At 38.7% G+C, this 20,742-nt stretch carries 18 protein-coding genes and 1 other RNA gene; 6 read left to right on the top strand and 13 right to left on the bottom strand.

Annotation, left to right across the window (positions count from 1 at the left end):
- The first annotated feature begins 251 nt into the window (after positions 1-251).
- Positions 252-1,310 carry a hypothetical protein gene (locus MTP24_RS04795; RefSeq protein WP_243533025.1) on the top strand — a complete coding sequence of 353 codons (1,059 nt, stop codon included), beginning with the start codon at positions 252-254 and terminating at the stop codon, positions 1,308-1,310.
- Between the two features lie 95 nt (positions 1,311-1,405).
- Here the strand turns inward: MTP24_RS04795 and ssrA are convergent.
- Positions 1,406-1,762: a transfer-messenger RNA gene (ssrA, locus tag MTP24_RS04790) on the bottom strand.
- 267 nt (positions 1,763-2,029) lie between these two features.
- Between ssrA and MTP24_RS04785 the strand changes: the two genes are divergently transcribed.
- Positions 2,030-3,655 carry a FapA family protein gene (locus tag MTP24_RS04785; protein WP_243533023.1) on the top strand — a complete coding sequence of 542 codons (1,626 nt, stop codon included), beginning with the start codon at positions 2,030-2,032 and terminating at the stop codon, positions 3,653-3,655.
- On the opposite strand, the gene rnt is transcribed toward MTP24_RS04785, so the two are convergent.
- Entirely contained in the window at positions 3,639-4,322 is a 684-nt protein-coding gene (gene rnt, locus MTP24_RS04780) for a ribonuclease T (protein WP_243533021.1), read from the bottom strand. The genes MTP24_RS04785 and rnt overlap by 17 nt on opposite strands.
- A 205-nt stretch (positions 4,323-4,527) precedes the next feature.
- On the opposite strand from rnt, the gene MTP24_RS04775 reads away from it, so the two are divergent.
- Entirely contained in the window at positions 4,528-5,406 is an 879-nt protein-coding gene (locus MTP24_RS04775) for an OmpA family protein (protein WP_006794687.1), read from the top strand.
- Positions 5,407-5,503: 97 nt separating this feature from the next.
- Here MTP24_RS04775 and MTP24_RS04770 read toward each other — a convergent pair whose 3' ends face one another.
- Positions 5,504-6,391 carry a DMT family transporter gene (locus tag MTP24_RS04770; RefSeq protein ID WP_243533019.1) on the bottom strand — a complete coding sequence of 296 codons (888 nt, stop codon included), beginning with the start codon at positions 6,389-6,391 and terminating at the stop codon, positions 5,504-5,506.
- Between the two features lie 326 nt (positions 6,392-6,717).
- Between MTP24_RS04770 and MTP24_RS04765 the strand changes: the two genes are divergently transcribed.
- The gene (locus tag MTP24_RS04765; RefSeq protein WP_243533016.1) at positions 6,718-7,923 is read left to right on the top strand and encodes an aromatic amino acid transport family protein; all 1,206 of its coding nucleotides are present in this window, start codon (positions 6,718-6,720) and stop codon (positions 7,921-7,923) included.
- An 87-nt stretch (positions 7,924-8,010) separates the two neighbouring features.
- Here MTP24_RS04765 and MTP24_RS04760 read toward each other — a convergent pair whose 3' ends face one another.
- The 4 genes from MTP24_RS04760 to MTP24_RS04745 form a co-directional block, all read right to left on the bottom strand.
- On the bottom strand, positions 8,011-9,201 hold the full coding sequence (locus MTP24_RS04760; protein ID WP_006794684.1) for an amino acid aminotransferase: 1,191 nt from the start codon (positions 9,199-9,201) through the stop codon (positions 8,011-8,013).
- Between the two features lie 80 nt (positions 9,202-9,281).
- Complete coding sequence (locus MTP24_RS04755; protein WP_039036804.1) at positions 9,282-9,935, bottom strand: GAF domain-containing protein; 654 nt, start codon at positions 9,933-9,935, stop codon at positions 9,282-9,284.
- 56 nt (positions 9,936-9,991) lie between these two features.
- Positions 9,992-11,644, bottom strand: coding sequence for a fused response regulator/phosphatase (locus tag MTP24_RS04750; RefSeq protein WP_243533014.1), 1,653 nt, complete (start codon positions 11,642-11,644; stop codon positions 9,992-9,994).
- A complete protein-coding gene (locus MTP24_RS04745; protein WP_006794681.1) occupies positions 11,644-11,949 on the bottom strand; it encodes an STAS domain-containing protein in 306 nt (101 codons plus the stop codon). Before MTP24_RS04745 ends, MTP24_RS04750 begins: the two co-directional genes overlap by 1 nt.
- Before the next feature lie 134 nt (positions 11,950-12,083).
- Here MTP24_RS04745 and MTP24_RS04740 point away from each other — a divergent pair, with 134 nt between their 5' ends.
- Positions 12,084-12,413, top strand: coding sequence for a translation initiation factor (locus MTP24_RS04740; protein ID WP_006794680.1), 330 nt, complete (start codon positions 12,084-12,086; stop codon positions 12,411-12,413).
- A gap of 15 nt (positions 12,414-12,428) precedes the next feature.
- Here MTP24_RS04740 and MTP24_RS04735 read toward each other — a convergent pair whose 3' ends face one another.
- Complete coding sequence (locus MTP24_RS04735; RefSeq protein WP_243533012.1) at positions 12,429-15,440, bottom strand: EAL domain-containing protein; 3,012 nt, start codon at positions 15,438-15,440, stop codon at positions 12,429-12,431.
- Between the two features lie 359 nt (positions 15,441-15,799).
- Here MTP24_RS04735 and MTP24_RS04730 point away from each other — a divergent pair, with 359 nt between their 5' ends.
- The gene (locus tag MTP24_RS04730) at positions 15,800-16,957 is read left to right on the top strand and encodes a chorismate mutase (RefSeq protein ID WP_243533009.1); all 1,158 of its coding nucleotides are present in this window, start codon (positions 15,800-15,802) and stop codon (positions 16,955-16,957) included.
- 60 nt (positions 16,958-17,017) lie between these two features.
- Here the strand turns inward: MTP24_RS04730 and tyrA are convergent, their stop codons facing one another.
- The 5 genes from tyrA to rpsP form a co-directional block, all read right to left on the bottom strand.
- The gene (tyrA, locus tag MTP24_RS04725) at positions 17,018-18,151 is read right to left on the bottom strand and encodes a bifunctional chorismate mutase/prephenate dehydrogenase (protein ID WP_243533007.1); all 1,134 of its coding nucleotides are present in this window, start codon (positions 18,149-18,151) and stop codon (positions 17,018-17,020) included.
- A gap of 446 nt (positions 18,152-18,597) precedes the next feature.
- Positions 18,598-18,957: a 50S ribosomal protein L19 gene (gene rplS, locus MTP24_RS04720; protein WP_008132530.1), complete on the bottom strand. Its 360-nt coding sequence runs from the start codon at positions 18,955-18,957 to the stop codon at positions 18,598-18,600.
- Between the two features lie 33 nt (positions 18,958-18,990).
- On the bottom strand, positions 18,991-19,758 hold the full coding sequence (trmD, locus tag MTP24_RS04715) for a tRNA (guanosine(37)-N1)-methyltransferase TrmD (RefSeq protein WP_033019178.1): 768 nt from the start codon (positions 19,756-19,758) through the stop codon (positions 18,991-18,993).
- Positions 19,758-20,294, bottom strand: coding sequence for a ribosome maturation factor RimM (rimM, locus tag MTP24_RS04710; protein WP_006792802.1), 537 nt, complete (start codon positions 20,292-20,294; stop codon positions 19,758-19,760). Before rimM ends, trmD begins: the two co-directional genes overlap by 1 nt.
- 17 nt (positions 20,295-20,311) lie before the next feature.
- Positions 20,312-20,560, bottom strand: a complete 249-nt coding sequence (rpsP, locus tag MTP24_RS04705; protein WP_006792801.1) for a 30S ribosomal protein S16 — start codon at positions 20,558-20,560, stop codon at positions 20,312-20,314.
- Positions 20,561-20,742 lie beyond the last annotated feature (182 nt).

The following is a 20,742-nucleotide window of genomic DNA, read 5'->3' as shown; positions in this document are numbered from 1 at the left end:
TTAGCAATAGAATCCCTTGACGATAAGCCCCTAGTGAGCAGCGTTCTGTGACCTAAACGTAACCTACTATCCCTCTTTCTTTCAAATTTTCCTCTCGTAAAGTCATTTACTGTATTAAGTTTAAGCACATTAAATTATTAATAAAAAATCATTAGTGAGGAATATAGAAAACAGAGTCTTAATCTGTTAAGTTTATGTTATGTATATAGATAAAAAAGCTCCTTAAGGGAAATGAAAACAAAGGAATTAAAGTGAGCGCTACATTTAAAATTATTTTTAATGGCCAACTACAGCAACATGCCGATATTTCATTGGTACAAAAACAACTTAGCCAATTTTTAAATATTCCCCATACTATTGCTATAAAGTTGTTTGATGGTAAATCCTACGCATTAAAAAAAGATCTAACGAGTATAGAAGCCGTTAAAGCAGAATCGTCACTAAAAAAAATGGGCTTAATAACACGAGTTGAACTGCATCAATCTACCGCTCTTACAGCAAAGCAGTACCCTATAGCGTTAAAAAAATTAACAAAACATGATGATGCAGAAGAACATAAAACGTCTAATTCAAAACGTACACTACTGCAGAAAAAAACTAATTCTATACAGACTATAATTACGCGATACAAAAACGACAAAGTAAAGCTGCAGCGCTCTTCACTAAAAAGCCTACTCTATCTTTGCTATATAGCTCTGTTAGTTATGACAATTACGGGCCTTACTATTAGCTATAATTTGCTTTCAAATACAATGAGTGAATCGCAAAGTAACACTTTAACAGGCTTAACCTACCAAGATTACAAACAGTACATAACTGAGCAAAAGGCAGTTAGTAATCAACAAAAAACGAATTTGAGTGCCAATAATAATGCACAGCAAAGCCAAGATAGTGAGCAATTCAATCGGTTTTCTCTATTAATTAATAGCTATGCCGACAGTGTAAAGCAGCCTAATATTGAAAAAATGGGAGGCGAAAAATTAAACCTTCGCCTGCAAGAAATAGACGACTTAGGTGAGAAAAATGCGTTTTGGTTGCAACTAATTAATTTAGCAAATAGTTTAAATAATGACGCACATACAATGAGTACACTCAATAATACAGATCCAAATAAAGTACAATGGATCAACGCCGTAGACTGGATAAGCCAGCGTTATATTAGGCAGCAGCAAAATGGCAACGCACACCCTAAAGTTAATCAGCCCAACAACGCCGTAATTAACTTAACGCTATCAATTAGTGTTTTATCACTACTTATATTAATGATCATTGTGATAAAAATGAAGCTACGCACAATAAGAGAATCATAATAGCTTTTATTAACCACATAAAAAAACCCGCAACTTGATTGCTCAAGTTGCGGGTTTTTTAGGGTTTTTAAACAAACGAATTTAAAAACCGTTATTGGTGGAGCTGGGGGGATTTGAACCCCCGTCCGAAAAGCCTCGACCGTCGGTACTACATGTTTAGTATTGTCATTTAATTAACCTTTAAATCCCGGACAAACACGGTAAGTAAAGGCGAGGCCGCTTAGTTTTAACGCTTCAACCCCGGCCAGGGTTTCCATCGCGATCAGGTGTTAGGGTGACACTCCAGAATCCAGTCCACAAGAATACATGGAAGGAGCGCTAGCCAGCCTAAGCTGCTAGAGAGTAGTTATCGTCGTTTGCGATTACTTTAGATTGCGGCTTTTTTACGAGGCAAACCGCACCTCGACATGCACCTTGGGCTTCTTGAATTCCGTCGAATCCTAATCAGCCCCTGAATTAGTAAACTCATTCAGAGCGTGCAAGCAGTATAACTGAGTAAAGTGATGATACTCAAGGCTTAATGACGCTTTATTTGATTTACACAGGCTAACTGCATATTTAGCAACCAAATTAGCAATAATGTATTAGCTACAGTAAACATTTACTTAACAATATGGTAAACCTGTGTTCAAATAAGGGATTAGCCAGCTAGTGCTAAAGGTTTAGTTGTAACTGTAAAGGTTAAGAATAATAACAGGCATAAGAAGTAGGGATTTAAAATGTCGGTTTTTTCATTAGATAAAAATACAGGGTGTGTTTCTTTAATTAAACATCCTATTGATAGCGGTTTTCCGGTCACAAGCACTCAATTAATTGAAATGTTTGAACAATCTGAATTTGGCGAGTATGAAACTATTACAGCTAATATCGGGAAACTTTTTGCGCCTTCTAAAAACCACAAAGAAGTATCTTTAGTGATTGCTAAAGCAGTGGATGCCACTATTGCTATTAATATTGATGAAAAGAATATGGTTGCAGAGGCCACTATTACTACAGCTAAAGGTGGAACACTGCTAACAATGGAAGATGCGCAAGAGGCGCTTAGCCAAGCAGGTGTAAAAAAAGGGATTAGTCCGCGTGCGCTTGATAGTTTTTTAGGCCAACAGTTTGAAAAAGCTTCAGGTGTGGCATATAGCGCTATTGTAGCCCATGGCTGCAATCCAAAAGAAGGTAGCGATGCTAAATTTGTTCGCCTTTGTTCAACAGCACAAGATCGCGTTTTAAGCCCGCAAGCAACTGCTGGTGGTAAAGTTGATATGAAAGATCTTGGGGCTATCATTACTGTTAAACCGGGCACTCCTCTTATGCAACGTATAGCCGCCACCCAGGGTGAAGACGGATACACGGTGTTTGGTGATATTATCCCTGCCTCGCCAGGAAAAGAACTTGAACTACAACCTTTTGAAGGAACAAAAATAGACCCAACAAACCCTAATTTACTGATTGCAGATTGCAAAGGCGTTCCTGTTGCGCTTCCGCGTGGAATGCGCGTTGACGACGTTTTATGTTTCGATAATGTAGATGTAAGTACAGGCCACATTGATTTTGACGGCAGTGTAATTATTAGTGGCGATATAAAAGACGGAATGCGAGTAAAAGCAAAAGGTGACATTACTGTTTTAGGCTTTGTTGAATCAGGAATTGTGCAAAGCGAAAGTGCTGTAACTATTGTATTAGGTGCCATAGGCCGAAACCGTGAAAACGAAGAAGCATTTACTTGCCGTATTTCAGCCAAGCGTACAATTTCTATAGGCTATGCTCAATATTGTGACATTAAGACTGAACAAAGTTTATTCATAGAGCGCCAAGTATTACATTGTGACCTAACAGCTAAACGTTTAATACGTGTTGGCAAAGCCGATAACCCTCGTGGCAAAATTATTGGTGGTAATATATTTGATGCAATGCGGATTGAAACTGGTGAATTAGGTGCGCCTGCTGGTACTAAAACGCGTGTGTTTTTAGCACAAAATTGGTTTGAACTGCGTGATAAGCAAAGCCAAATTAACGACTTTGAAAAGGTATTAAGTACTAAATTACTGGAATTAAAAAATGCGCGAACTAAAGCAGAGAAAATAACTAACCCTGCTCAGCGCAAGCAATTTACTGATAAAATTACGGCTAACGAAAAGCAAGTGAATGTCCGCTCTCGTCATGTTAAGCAACAAAAAGCACTCGTAAAAAGAAAAATAGCCCAGCTACTAGCCTCTAGCCGCTTAAAAGTGAACGAGTTAATGCACCCTGGTGTGGAGCTTAAAATAGCAAAAGAAACTAAACAGTTTTCGCGTATTTATCCCCCCCACTTCGTGAAATTATCTGAGGGTAAAATTACTCAGTCGTTTTAGGTTCCTTGGCGGGTTCATCATCGTCACTCTCATCGAGTGGCGCAAGCGGCCAACCGCCTAACTCTTGCCAACGGTTTACAATTAAACAATATAATTCAGCAGTGCGTTCTGTGTCGTAAAGTGCCGAGTGTGCTTGACTGTTATCAAATTCAATTCCAGCTGCACGACAAGCTTTAGCTAATACTGTTTGGCCTAAAGCAAGCCCTGCTAACGTTGTTGTATCAAAGCTCACAAATGGATGAAACGGTGTGCGCTTTATATTATTGCGTTCAATAGCCGCATTTAAAAAGCCATGATCAAACGCGGCGTTATGCGCCACAATAACAGAACGCTGGCACCCTGCTGCTTTTTGCGCTTTACGCACGACCTTACAAATCTCTTTGATAGCGTCTTCTTCTGCGACTGCACCTCGTAATGGCGAAAATGGGTCAATGCCGTTAAATTCAATTGCTGCTTGCTCAATATTTGCGCCTTCAAACGGCTCAACGTGAAAATGCACTGTTTGATCTATGCTAAGCAACCCGTCATCATCCATTTTTAAAACAGAGACTGCAATTTCAAGTAATGCATCTGTCTCTTTGTTAAAACCAGCAGTTTCAACATCAATAACAACAGGAAAAAAGCCACGAAAGCGTTTTGCGAAAAGGGTTTGCTCAGTATTTGCCATAGTATTCTTGGTTTGTAGGTATAAGCCTTCTATTATGTCAAAAGTAGGTGCCGTTCGGCTAGGGACTTTTACCTATTATTTATGCCTATAATTATAGGCATACAATTTGCTTTAAGTGATACTAGCTAAGTGTTAACTGCTATATAATATGGCAGTACTGAACAAAGCCAAATTTTTGGCGTGTCGGGTTTACGGGGAGTCTTTGATGAAATTAAAGTTATTATTGATGAGCGTTAGTATTAGCTCTGCGCTATTGAGCGTCAGTGCACATGCGGCCATGCGTAATTACTCTGCAAATCAAGACAGTTCAAATTGGGAAGTGGTTAAAACAACACGTTTGCAATGCCAGTTGAACCATGAGGTACCTTACTATGGCGAGGCTATTTTTAAAGCATCGGCGAGTAAAAATAAAAACCTAACTTTCAATTTAGATATGGTTGTTCGCCCTGAAAATTACGCCATTGCAGGGCTTAAAGCAGTTCCTCCTTCTTGGCGCTCTGGGCTGCCAGCACGCGACATAGCAAATATGAAGCTACTTAAAAAGTTTGATGGTGAACTCGGTAATCAAACTGCTTGGGAAATGCTTACAGAACTTGAAAAAGGGTTTTACCCCACTTTTTATTACCAAGACTGGCAAAATAGTGCCGATAAAATTGCCGTTGGTATTTCAAGTGTAAACTTTAAGCAAGCCTATTGGGCCTTTTTGCAATGCCGTGACGAACTATTACCTTACAGCTTTGAGGATATTTCGTTTACAGTGATGAACTATCAATCTAATAGCAGTAAGTTAACTAAGTCATCCCAGCAACGCCTTGATAAAATTGCTGAATATCTAAAAAACGATTCAACCATTGAGTCCATTAGTATTGATTCTTATACCGACAGTTATGGCGGTCGTTGGAACAACTTAGACCTATCTCGTAAGCGTGCAAAAGCGATAAAAGATTATATGGTTAGCTTAGGTGTGGATGAAAATAAAGTAAAAACAACGGGGTTTGGTGAAAAACGCTTTGTAGACACCAATGATAATATTTTAGGCCGCGATAAAAATCGCCGTTTGGTCATTCAAATAGCTAAAATGTAGGGGATTTTACTTAATTTACGAGGTTACAAACTTTGCGCCGTAATTTAATTAATCGCTCTCGATTAAAGACATTTTATGCCGCAAAGTTAAACACGCCCTAGCGCTTACTTTTAGTTTTTAAGTATTTATCACCAAATTGAAAAAAGCCTAAACTAATTACAATAATAGCAGCGCCAATTATTAGCTCTTTACTTAGTGGCTCGTTATTAAGCCACGCACCTAACCCTATTGCAAAGCTAGGTGTAATAAGTGTTGTTAACGCAACGGTGCTCGCGTTTAAGTTTTGTAAAACATGAAAATATGCCAATGCCCCTATTAACGACCCAAAGAGTCCTAAATAACCAATTGCCCAAAGCGACCTTAAATTCCAGTTTTGTATATTAAGCTCACCATCAAGCACCCACCACGCAATAAAAAATAATGGCGTTACAAATACTAGTGCACCAAATGTTGTGGCCATAGGGTGAATTGCAATTCTCACCCGCTTTATCATCACACCGCTTAAGCTAAAAAAGCACACAGCCATAAATACATATACAAGCCCAAGTCCCTGAGTTTGTGAGTTTTGTACTTGGTTATAGCTTACAAAATAAAGTCCGACTAACGCACTTGCTAAAGCAATGAGTTTTATTAAACTAAATTTAGGCTCGTTTAATAGCTGTTGAGCAAGCAATCCCGATAAAATAGGTGCCAATCCAAACATAAGTGAAATAATGCCAGAAGGCACTGTTCTAGCCGCCATATAACTCAATAACATGCCACCAAAAATACCAATGCTTGAGTAAGCATAGAGTAGGCAAGCTTGCTTACTCCATGGCACTCTTACATTAGTGACTGCAACAACAAGCGCACCAATGAATAGCCCAACGAGCATACGCATTAACACCGCTAGTGATGGCGAAACACTCTCACTACTCCACACTATACCCAGCGGAGTGGTGGACCATATAAGAACCATTAAAAAATATGAAACTTTAACAGGCACGAACCATTCCTTTGTTAGTTAAAAATAAGGCGAGTGGGTTTTGAGGGAAAAAGCCAGCCAAGCGTATTAATGCACTAGTTACAGTACACATACTTAACTGTCAGTTTAATCTTAAGATATAAACGCTCAATAACTAGTAATAGAATTATACGCTGTAAAGGGATTATGAATAGATATTTAATCATATTAAAGATTATAAAATGCTTAAATATACAGCTGTAAAATGTAAGTTACATTTTATTTAATGTCATTTATAACAAAACTATTTGAGTTTTACCGTTCTAGTTATATGGTGCGTATAAATTAATAATAATTAAGGTAATTAAGTGCTCAAAAATAAAACAACAGGCAGCATGTTAATTGTAGCTGGTACCACTATTGGTGCTGGTATGCTTGCTTTACCTATCGCTTCTGCTGGTTTAGGTTTTATGACTGCACTTGCACTCATTGTTGCAAGCTGGATATTAATGACTTACACCGCCTTGCTGATGCTAGAGCTACATCAGTTTGCCCCTCGTGATGCAACGTTAAATACACTTGCTAAACGCTGGCTTGGGAAGCGCGGTCAATACATTGCTAATTTTTCAATGGTGTTTTTATTTTATGCTTTATGTGCAGCTTATATCGCAGGCGGTGGTGCTCAGCTTCAAGAGCGAATCAATCTTGGATTTGAATTAGAAATTGCCCCGCAATTTGGCTCCGTTATTTTGGCGGTCATTATTGCAAGCGTGGTTACACTAGGGACTAGCAAGGTAGATAAATTTAATAGAATACTCTTTTCAATCAAGGTGATTGTTTTAGCTAGCCTATTTTATATGCTTACGCCCTATGTACAATCAAAGCACTTGCTCGAAATGCCCGTTGAGAAGGGGCTAATATTATCGGCAATTCCTGTGGTATTTACATCTTTTGGTTTTCACGGCTCTATCCCATCAATTGTTAAATACGTAGGTCTTGACGTAAAAGTTCTGCGTAAAGTGATGATTGCAGGCGCAGCATTACCCTTGGTCATCTACATATTTTGGCAACTATTAAGCCAAGGTATTATGAGCCAAAGCGATTTACTCAATAGTGAGGGCTTAAGTGGTTTTGTAGCCAGTGTTGCAGGTATTGCACATAATTCAAATGTATCTATAGCGGTGAAATTATTTGCTGATTTAGCGTTAGCGACTTCATTTTTAGGTGTAAGCCTAGGTTTATTTGATTTTTTTGCTGATGCATTTAAACAAGGAGATAACAACCAAGGCCGTGTTATAACAGCGCTTATTACATTTATTCCGCCTTTGGGATTTGCTCTTTTTTACCCGCAAGGCTTCATAATGGCCCTTGGCTATGCCGCCATTGCTTTAGTTGTACTGGCTGTATTTTTACCTGTTGCTATGGTTTATAAACAACGTGCCTCAACCAGTACCAACACTGGTTATAAAGTACGCAGTGGTCGTACAGGGTTATTGATTGCAGCGTTATGTGGTGTGCTAATAATTACTGCGCAATTTATGCAAATGAGTGGGGTTATACCTGCAATTGGTTAAAGCTTGCTTTTGTAATACCAAAATTTAGTTAATAAAAAACCGCACACCATGATTAATGAAGTGCGGTTTTTTTTATATTAGCTACGTTTATTTACAAACGTCAGCAACTGCATTTGCAAAGTAATCAAGGTTTGCTTTGCTAACACCGGCTACGTTGACACGACTTGAGCCAACAATGTATATGCCGTACTCTTTTTGTAATCGCTCAATTTGCTCTTTATTAATACCCAAGAACGAAAACATACCGTGTTGACGTTCAATAAATGAAAAGTCTTGCGCTATGTCTTTTGATGCTAGGCTTTCTTTAATTAAACTACGAAGGCCATTAATACGCGTACGCATTTCATCAAGTTCAGCATGCCACATTTGCGTAAGCTCTGTACTGCTTAAAATAGTGTTAACAATATCAGCACCATGTGCCGGAGGCATTGAATAAATGCTACGTACCACACTTAACATTACTGAGTTTGACACATCAGCTGTCGCACTGTCTTTTGCAATTAATGAACATGCACCGATACGCTCACGATATAAACCAAAGTTTTTAGAGCACGATGAGCAAATAATTAACTCTTCAACGGCATCAGCTAAAATACGAAGTCCGCGTGCATCTTCTTCTAGTGAAGAGCCAAAGCCTTGGTAAGCTATATCTACTAATGGTGTAAAGCCAACTTCTTTAGCAAGCTCTGCTACTGTGTTCCACTGAGCTTCGTTTAAATCCATGCCACTTGGGTTATGACAGCATGCGTGTAATAGCACTACATCACCCTTTGGTACTTGCTTAAGGGTATTGATCATCTCATCAAATAGCAGGTCTTTATTCTCGTAGTCGTAGTACGGGTATTCTTTTACGGTTAAACCCGCAGCTTCAAATAAACTAATGTGGTTTGCCCAAGTAGGTGTAGTAACCCATACAGTTGCATCTGTATTACAACGCTTAATAAACTCAGCAGCAACACGAAGTGCACCTGTACCACCTGGTGCTTGTGCTGTACGCACGCGATTTGCTAATAATGCTTGGTGCTCACCAAGTAATAGCTGTTCCATTTTTTGACAGTAGTCTAAGTTACCTGCTAAGCCAATATAAGATTTGCTTGTTTCATTTTCCAAGCGGAATGCTTCTGCTTTCTTCACTGCGTTTAATACAGGTGTATTACCGTGCTCATCTTTATAAACACCCACACCTAAATCAATTTTATTAGGGTTTGTATCTTTTTTATAGGCCGCCATAAGGCCAAGAATAGGATCGGTTGGTAATGGTTTTAATACTGAGAACATGGGCTATCTCTTATCTATATTTATGGGTTAGCAATTAAGCTTAGCTTAACATAAAAGCACATCACGTTGACTAGTGTTATTTACACGAGTGAGTGAGGAATTTTAATACAACACGCAATTAAAATGGCCAAAACTTTGTCATCAAAAAAGTCATTATCAAATGCTTCAGCATCAATAATACCTACACACTCATTTTGGGCATTAAATAAAGGCAAACATACTTCAGATTTAACTTTAGGGTCACAGGTATAATACTCTCCACCTTGTGCTAGATACTTCTCTACATTATTAATAATGCGACCTTTTTGTGATAACGCCACTTGAACATTATTGCTTCCTGCAGCAAAGGCCTCTGTAAGCGGAAATAGAGGACGGCTAGGTACACCATGATAAGCAAGCTTTAAAAGTTGTTTACCTTCGTCTGTGTCCGTTGATTGATAAATACCATACCAGTCAACACCCGTTTGCGCGTGTACATAGTTAACAATACTTTGCAGCTGTGCAAGCTTGGTATTGCTATCTTTATTTATAAAATCAGCAAGGTTAAAAGGCTCATCTTGCAAGTAACCAAATAAGCTACACGCCCCGCCTTCACCTAATTCAGGTATTTGATACTGCCAACGCGTTTCTGGTAAAGATGTATGCGCTAAATAGTGCTCAAGCTTTTCAAGCTCGGCTGTAATTAAGTTTGCATTAACGCGCAACTGCGCTTGCGTTAAATAAGAAGAAATCATTTGGCCATCCATACATCTAAGTTTCCAGAAATAATAGCATGGATATTTTCACAGAGCTAGATCAACTTATAGGACATTTCAACTTGGTTACCACTGGCGTTATATGTAACTTTTTCTGCAATTTCTTCAAGCAGTGAAAGACCACGCCCAAATTCATTATTGCCACTCATTTCATCATTTGATTGGCTACTGAACCCCCTTCCCGAATCACAAATGATAAAATACAAACTGAGTGTTTCTGGGCAGTAGCGTATATCAATAATGATCATGGCATCTTTTAACTCACTTATGGCTTTCTCACGCATTTCATAAAACTTAAAAAAACCGTCTTCTTGCAGCTTTATTGCGGAGTCTAATCCTAAAACACCATGATCAAGTGAATTATTGTAAGCTTCAGAAAGGAGTAAAAAAATGTTTGAGCGATGGTCATTTAATCCCTCAATACGACTAAGAATATTGACAATATCGTAGACAGGATCGGTTTGCTTAATTTGCTTTGAATTAAGGCTTAATGACAAATTGAAGGCAAGCGTTGAAAAAGGCTCTCTCGGCTTTTCTTCCACCTGCAAAGGCAAACAGTTAAGCAAGACAATGCTTACATCATCTTGTTGTTGTAAGCCCTGCGCAAAATCACTCACATCAGCAATTATATCTTCACAAGAGATCATGGGCTTACTTTTTAATGATGCTATAAAGCGTTCTTCAGAAAAAAACTCGTCCTGCTTATTAGTGGTTTCTGTTATGCCGTCGGTTGCAAAAACTAAACGTGTATCACTATTTACTTCAAAATGTATTAAATCGTACTCAAATTCATGTTTGTCTAATATACCCAATGCCATGTGTTGAGATTCTAATGTCTTTTTTATATTACCTTCAGTATCGATCAAATATGCATCGGGTAAGCCACCAAGCCACGCTGATATACTTTTTCCTGACGCACTGAGCTCCACAATGGTAGCCGCGCAAAACATATGCCCCGGTAACAGGTTGTAAAGAAGTGTATTTAGCTCAAAGGCAATATCATTAACGGCCTTACCTTTATTTACCATTGTATAAAATGCGCGAGAGACAGGTAGCGCACCTATAGCAGCTGCCAAGCCATGCCCAGTAAAGTCACCCAGCATGCAATACAAGTTACCAATGGGACTTTGTGCAACTAAAAACATGTCACCATTAAACATGGATGCTGGCGATAAATTAAAATCTAGATGTTGCTTAAAATCATCTTGATATTCGAGTGAATTATTAAATATGTGCTCAACTATTTCGTGTTCACGTTCAATTTGATTGTGGTGATACTCGAGCAGTTGCTTTTGCTGGTTGGCTTTTTTACTTAGCTCACGAGTTCTTCTATGAGCTTTAATTTTTGCGTGAAGAATAACTTTATCAAATGGCTTGTGGATAAAGTCATCCCCGCCAACTTCTAAACATTTTTCAAAACTTGCTTTGTCGTCTAACGAAGTAATAAAAATAATAGGTAAATAAACTTCACTGTATTTATTTTTTATTATTTTGGCTGTCTCAAAACCATCCATAACCGGCATTATTACATCGAGTAACACAATGTCTATGGCTTCATGCTCAAGGACTTTAATTGCTTCTTGGCCGTTGAAGGCCATCGATACTTGATAACCTTCATCTTTGAGCATTTGACTTAATAAAATACGGTTTAATGCCTGATCATCGACAATAAGAACGTGTGCTGCCATTAGCTAATATCAAATTTCTTATCGAAGCGCGATATTTGTAATATTTTTTTCAGCTGTGGCTGGCAATTAGTGATTTCAAACACAGTCACTTTATCTTCTAAAGTTTTTTTCATATTTAAAAGCATGCCTAGTGCAGAACTATCCATATAGTCAGTTTCTCTTAAATCTACAATCACTTTGTTAGTGCTACTGTCTATCTGAGCATAGGCTTGGCGAAAAGACTGCACTAAATTAAAGTCAAACTTTCCCTTTATTTGTATTGTTAGCGCTTTTCCATCGGCTGATGTACGGGTAGTTAAATTCATCGATTTCTCCGTTAAATGTATCTTTGACTAAATATAACCTGTTAAAAGTATTTAGCAAAAAGAAAAACACACAACAGCAAATTTGCTATCATTTACGCCATTACTTAATACATTTTGACTGAATAAGGTAAACCATGACAGATAGTCACTTAGTATATTCAACAAGCACTGGACGTATTGACCAGCCAAAACCAGAAAAAGAGCTTGATATTAAGCTTTTCAAAGATGGTTTTGTTCGTATTGAGCGTCAAACAAAAGGCCGTAAAGGTAAAGGCGTAATGCTTGTTGTTGGCATAGACCCCAAAGATCATGACTTAAAAAAGTTAGCTAAAACAATAAAAAGTAAAATGGGCCAAGGTGGCGCTGTAAAAGAAGGCGTTATAGAAGTCCAAGGCGATGACCGAGATAAGTTAAAAGCAATTTTAGAGGGCTTAAAGTTTAAAGTGAAAATTGCGGGTGGTTAACCCGCAATTATAAATCTACATTACTTTTTTAAATGGTACTTCACCCAGCTTTAAATATAAATCTGGTAAATCAGACTCAGGGATTGGGCGACTGTAATAATAACCTTGCACTATAAAACAGTTGTTGTTTTGTAAAAACTCAACTTGTTCTATGGTTTCTACCCCTTCAGCAACCACATCTAAATTAAGCTTTTGAGCCATTGCTATAATAGCGGCAGTAATCTCCATATCATTGCTATCTTCTGGGATATCTTGCACAAATGAACGATCTATTTTGAGTATATCTACCGGGAAGCGTTTTAAATAACTAAGCGAAGAATACCCCGTTCCAAAATCATCAATTGAGATAGAAATACCTAGTGCTTTTAGCTCATGAAGTTGAGCAATAGCAGCCTCTACGTTCCCCATCAACATGCTTTCAGTTAACTCTAAATGTAATCGTTTAGCCGATACGCCCGATGTAATAATCATCTTACTTAGGGTCGGCACAAGATTCGAATCTTTAAATTGGCGAGCAGATAAGTTAATCGATACGTTATTTTCACGGTTTTGCTCTGTTAATCTCACAACGAAATTACATGACTCCTGTAATACCCACTCACCTAATTCAACAATAAGTCCTGTCGCCTCAGCTATAGGAATAAACTTATCTGGCGGTATTAAACCTTCTGTTGGGTGGAACCATCTCAATAATGACTCGTATCCTACAACCTTTTGAGTACGGCTATCTATCTGCGGCTGATAAAAAACCACAAACTGATCTTCTTTTAACGCAATACGCAGCTCGTTTTCAATAAATAATCGCTCATTTGCGGCTGCATTTAGCTCTTGGCTATAAAAGTGGAACGTATTACGCCCTTTCTCTTTGGCCTCATACATTGCTAAATCCGCGTGCTTTAATAATTGATCTTCTTCGAGGCTGTCATATGGCGCCATAGTAATACCAATACTCGCGCTTATAATTACCTCGTTATTTCCTAGCATAATAGGCATATTAAGCGTTTGCTGGATTGTATTTGCCACATCGGTTGCGTGTTCTTGGCTTTCAATTCCACTGAGTAATACTGCAAACTCATCGCCGCCTAAACGTGCAATCGTATCTTCCGATCTTAGGCGCTTCTTCAGTCTATTCGCAACCTGTATTAATAATTGATCGCCTGCGTCATGTCCAAGGGTGTCATTAATTCGCTTAAATTCATCTAAATCAAAGTAAAAAAGTGAAAATGCATAATGACCACGTTCTGCAAGCGCAAGAGATTTGCGTAACTGCATTCTGAAGAAGGTTCTGTTTGCTAAACCTGTTAGCGTGTCAAAATAAGCGAGCTGTTCCATTTTGCGCTGGCTTTCTTTAACAAACGAGATATCTTGTGCGGAAGCAACATAACTTGTGATATTACCGCCTTCCTCTCGTATCGGTGAAACGCTCAATGAAACCCAAATAGGCTGTTTGTCTTTGCTTTCAATTAACGTATCACCGCGCCAATAGTTACGACTACGTAGGTCTATATCAATATCTTCAACCAAAATAGCCATATCAGACGCAATAATGTTTAAAAGTGGCGCTCGAGTGAAATGACTCTCTGGATAACCTGTCATCTCTAACATTTTGGGATTAACGTATTCGATAACAAAGTTCTCGTCAGTTATAACAACACCTGTGCCAGAGAAAGCGACTGCTTTTGATAATCGATTAGCTGCTTTTTCGGCTATTTCTTTTTCAGTTATTCGCTGGTTAAGTCCATCTATTAATTTACGAATTTCAACCGTCATATCTTTAAACGAACCGATAAGCGTACCAATTTCGTCTTTGTTCTCTTCTGGAAATTGAGTATCTAGTTTGCCCTGACCAAAGCTTGATACCGCATAAACAAGTGAATGCAATCGGCGTAACACAAGATGCTGCAAGGCTTGATGCAATAACAAGGCAACTAAAATAGCGTAAAGAATAAAAAGACCAAAAAACTTAAGTTTCAAATCTTGCAGAGCAGACAATGTAGAAGAACGCTTTTTATAAACCCCTATGTACCAATCTAGCTGATCAATTTTTTGAATATTGATTAAGTGTGCCTCGTCATTTTGTAAAAAAGAACTTGCATATTCTGGAAGCTTTGTCGCAATTGCCTCACTAATAATTGACTTGAGCTGAGGGTTTACAAACTCGTCCATTGCCACTTTTTTATTATTTTTTCCGTATTCAGCAAGTAATGAAGTACTCAAATCTGGGTGGGCTAATAATTGGCCTTTACTATCAAAAACAAGTAAGTTTTTTTCTTTGTCTCCTATAGGTAGAAAAGACACGAGTTTATTAAGCGTAATATCACTGCCTGTAACCCCTATAAATTCATTATTCGAATAAATAGGGACCAGTAAACTGATCACCCAATCATGCCATACTCTATCGTAGTAAACCTTTGACCATTCAGGTTCTACAGAGTTGCCTAAACTTTCGCGAACATACTTATAAGTTGAACCACCGCTTACTCGAAAATCAGCAGGAGCATTTAACGCCCAATTAGGTGGCGATATTCTGATAAAGTCATCATTGGTTATAAGGTAAAAATTGTAGAAGTCATAAACTAATGTTGGTGAGATAACATCCCATAGTGCTTCAGAGTTATTAAATAACTGTTTGTAAAAAGGTGTGAACTTTTCTTGTGGTAAAAACGCGGCAGATAAACCATCCGATGAAGCGCTTCGAATAGTGCCATCACTATTAAACTGTAATTGTGCTTTACTGGTTAGATCAATTGGGGAGTTTTTTTGAAATAACTGCTCATTAACTATGTTGTTAGCTTGCTTAGCAATGTTAACTTTTGTTTCTATTCGTTCTTTAAATTGCCTTACTAATAAATCGGTCGAGCTTTTTAGTACTTCGTGCTCTTCAAAAACCAGCTGCTTTTCCTCAGATTTAAGCATAAAAAAGGCAGCACAAACACCCGCAATTAAACAAATTGAGGATATGAGTAACGACAATTTCACACTTAAAGAGTTTATTCCAAAACGCGATGGAGGGCGTCTATATAGCACAAGCCAACCTTAATTATTAATAGTTGTTATTATTTAGCTGTTAATGAAATATACCAGATTCAAATTCATTATTATAAATTTTTTGTAAACTTTATAAAAAAATTACAAAAGTTGAAATAATCAATACTTAAGCACTATCTTATTAAAGTATGTTATTGACATTACCCCTAACTCTCCATACATTAACTGCATGAACATATTTTATTCTCGCATTAATTTTTCTTTTTTTAGCTTCTTTAAATAAAAGAGGCTGGCCTGTTTGTGAGATAAATCAATCGAATAGTAAAGCCTCCCAACCGGGAGGCTTTTTTGTATATGCTGCATTTACGCATATGACTTTTGGAATGAGGAACCCCAAAATGACCAACGATGTATTAAACACATTAAGACATGATATAAACGAAATAGACTCTGACTTGCTTGTACTCCTTGCCAAACGGCGCCGTATTAGTCATGGTGTTGTTGAATATAAAATTGCAAATAATAAACCTATTCGTGATGAAGCCCGTGAACTAGCACTACTAGAAAAATTAATTGGTTATGGTAAGTCGCTTGGCTTAGATGCGTATTATGTAAACAATGTTTTTCAAACAATCCTAGAAGACTCCGTATTACACCAGCAAGCAATGCTGCAAAAAAACCTAAACCCTGATGCGTTAAGCGAAACACACCGTGTTACCTATTTAGGTGGGCAAGGCTCATATAGCCAACTTGCTTGCCATAAGTACTTTAGCCGTCGCCCAGGCAAACTCGTTGAAATTGGGTGTTCATCGTTTGAAGAAATCACCTCCAAGGTAGAAAACGGCCAAGCAGACTTTGGATTACTTCCTATTGAAAATACCAGCTCAGGCAGTATTAACGAAGTATTTGATTTACTACAACACGCACAAGTATCTATTGTTGGTGAAGTGACACACAGTGTTGAGCATTGCTTATTAGCTAAACCTGATACACAACTTGAACAGCTCACAAAAGTATTTGCTCATCCACAACCATTCGCGCAATGTAGCCGCTTTTTACAAGGGTTAGGGGATTTGCAACATGAAACATGTGACTCAACATCTTCAGCGCTTCAATCTGCGCTCAGTACACCAAATAGTGCTGCAATTGGCTCAGCTCAAGCTGGTAAAAATGTAGGCCTTGAAGTTATCAAATCAAACTTAGCTAATCAAAGCGAAAACCACAGCCGCTTTATAGTCGTAGCGCGTAAGCCTTTGCATGTGTCGAATCAAATACCAACGAAGACCAGCTTGATCATGTCGACCAAACAACAAGCCGGCTCACTTGCTGATGCACTGATGATTTTCAAGCAACACAAAATAAACTTGGTAAAACTGGAATCACGCCCTACCCCTGGCAACCCATGGGAAGAAGTCTTTTATGTTGATTTAGAAGCAAACTTGGCTGATACCCAAGTAAAAGAAGCGCTAGAGGAACTTAAAGAACATACCCAATATGTGCGTATATTAGGTTGCTATCAAAGTGAAACATTACAAGCTGTTAGTGTAAATACTTAAATATAGGCTATTCAAAAGGGGGCACAAAATGTGCCCCCTTTACATTTATTTGATGTAAAACTAGTCGAGCACCTTAGCGTCATTCGCTTTATTAAGTAAACTGCGGCTTTGTGTTAAAAAATGCGCAGTTGAGTCTGAAAAATATGATTTAGCATCTGCAAATGCCTCCATTAAGGCTGCTTTATCACCTACCCTAAGCTTTTCAAGCGTTTGAGCAAAGGTATCTTGGTATTGTGCTAACAAACTTTCAACGTCATCAAACTGAGCCAACATTATATCGGAATAAAGTTCTGGCGATTGCGCAAACAAACGCCCTACCATCATTAGCTCTAATTGATATATCGGCGACGAGCAACTTCGTAACTCTGCTAAAGTATGGCTTTGCTTTGCTAAAAACTGCCCATAAACAAACGTTGTTAAATGTCGCATTACCTGAATTATTTGCATGGCTTCATCGTGCTTTTTAGCATCTAGCTCTACAAGCTGACACCCCCACACTTGTAACTGCTCTAATAGCCCTTTTGCCGCTTTATGTTCTCTGCCCTCACATACAACTACCGTTTGTTTTACCCAATGTGAAATATCAGGCCCAAACATAGGGTGTAAACCAACAACTGGACCACTATGAGCTGCTTTTAATGCTTTAATTGGCGATTGCTTTACTGATGTAATATCTACGAGCAAACAGTCATCATCTAGTTTTGGTAGTTTAGCAACTACAGACTCTAAAGCATTAATAGGTACACTGATCATTACCAGTTTTGCACCAGTTAAAATGCTTTGGGCATCATCTTGCTGCTCCTTATCCAATATTTTGACGTCATAACCTGAGCGAATAAATTGTTGGGCAAATAACTGCCCCATCGCCCCTTGACCGCCCACAATAACAATAGGTGTAAGTGATGGCGCTGCACACGCTAATTTAGCCTGTTGGTTTTGATATGCTTCACGCATCATCCGCCTGAGAATATCTTCAACTAGATCAGGACTTACATTTTGATTAATTGCTTCTTGGCGCCTAGCCGCTAGTAATTCAGCTTCACGCTCTGGTGCATGTAAAGGCGCACCTGTTTGCTGTTTGATTTCACCAATTTTTTGGGTAATACCATTACGTTTAGCTAGTAAAGCAACAAGCTGCGCATCGCATTCATCTATACCTTGTCTTAGTTGGGCCAAATCACTTATATTTGCCACGTCCAATCCCACCTTGCAAAAATCAAATTTTGTAAATTAATATTTACATAAAAGTAAACTAATCAATACGATAAATACTAACAGGATACGTTAGACGTTAAAAGGGCTGATCACATATAGCAAGGTTAAAACCAACGGTGAATTTATGTTATCAGTCAGATTATGAGCAACATTTCAAAAGCTTTTGAAGGGAATGATCAATGAGTCTTCAGTTTTTTAGTAGTGAGCTAAATATCGATAAACCCATTGCGTAAAAACAATAAAAAATTTTAAACCTAAGCTGCAGTAAATAAAAAAGAGAAACGTTCTTTGTGCCAATTTATTTCAAATATGTAATATTGCCTGCGCCACTCAACATTACAATAAAAATCTAGACCGCTTAAAAACGAAAACGGGTTGCAATCCGAAGACTGCAACCCGTTTTTTGCGTTGATAAACAGCGCGTATTAGTTAAGTTTTTCTCTAATACGTGCAGATTTACCAGAACGCTCACGTAAGTAGTAAAGCTTAGCACGGCGAACTGCACCGCGACGCTTAACTGTTACGCTATCGATAAGAGGGCTGTGCGTTTGGAATACACGCTCAACACCTTCACCGTTCGAGATTTTACGAACTGTGAATGCTGAGTGAAGACCACGATTACGCTTAGCGATTACAACACCTTCAAAGGCCTGTAGACGCTCTTTAGCACCTTCTTTTACTTTTACCTGTACAACCACTGTATCACCAGGGCCAAATGCAGGTACGTCTGTTTTAAGCTGCTCTTCTTCAAGCGCTTTAATAATATTTTGGTTTACTTTTGCCATTATGTTTCTCACTTTCCTAGGTGTAACTGTCTTCTAGCCACAAGCTTTTTGGTACTCTTGCTGAAATTCTGCGAGTAATACCGCTTGCTCCTCAGTCAGAGCTAGGTTATGCAACAAGTCAGGACGTCGTATCCAAGTTCTGCCTAATGACTGCTTAAGCCGCCACCTTGCTATCGCTTGGTGATTACCACTGAGTAATACAGCAGGAACTTGTTTGTCGTCCAATGTTTCTGGTCGTGTGTAGTGAGGGCAATCTAGCAAGCCATCCGAAAATGAATCTTGCTCTGCTGATTGGTTATGACCTAACACGCCTGGCACCAATCGCGCTACTGCGTCAATTAATGTCATGGCAGGTAGTTCACCACCACTCAAAATAAAATCACCAATTGACCATTCTTCGTCAACGTATGACTCTATTATTCTCTCATCTATACCTTCATATCGACCGGCAATCAAAATCAGTTTGTCAGAGTTAGCGAGTTCGCTAGCCCCTTGCTGATCAAGTTTGCGCCCTTGTGGGGACATATAAATTACTTTAGCACCATCACCTGCCGCTTTTTTAGCGTCAAGAATAGCTTTTTCCAATGGTTTAACCATCATTAACATACCTGGTCCGCCCCCGTAAGGACGATCATCTACAGTTCTGTGCTTATCTAAAGCATAGTCACGTGGATTCCAGCAGTTAAAATTAATTAACCCATTTTTTACTGCGCGACCAGTAACCCCTTGTTGGGTAATTGCGTCAAACATGTCCGGGAAAAGGCTTATCACCCCAACCCACAATGAACTAGTTTGAGTCATTAAAACCCAGGATCCCAGTCTACGGTAATTTCTTTTACGTCGTATTTAACATCTTTGATAACTGAATCAGTTAAAAAAGGTATTAAACGCTCCGATTGACCAAATGCATCTTTACTGTTTGCTTTCACAACCAGTACATCATTCGACCCTGTCTCCATCAAGTCATCAACAGTGCCTAAGTTATAACCTTTATCAGTTACAACCGACATGCCAATGAGATCTCGCCAATAGAACTCACCTTGCGGTAGTTCTGGTAATTGCGTTGCATCCATTGAGATTTCTGCATGGGTATAAGCCATTGCTTCGTCTCGATCGTTTACTTGCGCAAATTTAGCGATAAAGCCTTTGTTGTGGCGACGCCAGTCGACCACTTCTAAGGACTGCCATTTACCTTGTTGCCCTATCAACCACGGGCTGAAATCGAAGATCCCTGCGGGATCATCAGTAAATGAATGTACCTTAAGCCAGCCCTTTATACCATAAGGGGCGCCGAGCTTTCCTACGACAATTATTGATGAGGTGTTCTCTTGACTCATGGTTACACTTACGCCTATTAAGCCGCTTTACGAGCGTCTTTAACTAATTTAGCTACACGATCTGAAAGACCTGCGCCTTGACCTACCCAGTGATCTACACGAGATAAATCTAAGCGAAGTTTTTCTTCCTGACCCGAAGCGATTGGGTTAAAGAAACCAACTTTCTCGATGAAGCGACCGTCACGCGAGAAACGGCTATCCGCAACCACAATTTGATAGAAAGGGCGTTTTTTAGCGCCACCACGTTGCAAACGAATAGTTACCATACCGTCCTCTAAATAGATTGACTGTTTTCATTAATAAGATTTACTCCCCAGTATGGGGAGCCGGTGAATTGTACGAGTTTTTAGCAATAACGCAAGTAAGAAGTGAAGCAAAAAGCCAGTTTAGTAGGTTAAACCGTGATCTAGGCTAAAAATTAGAGTTAATGCAGTACCGAGTGCATAAA

Source organism: Pseudoalteromonas sp. APM04 (assembly GCF_022809815.1).
GTDB classification, from domain to species: domain Bacteria; phylum Pseudomonadota; class Gammaproteobacteria; order Enterobacterales; family Alteromonadaceae; genus Pseudoalteromonas; species Pseudoalteromonas marina.
This window is presented reverse-complemented; position numbering and strand designations above follow the sequence as displayed.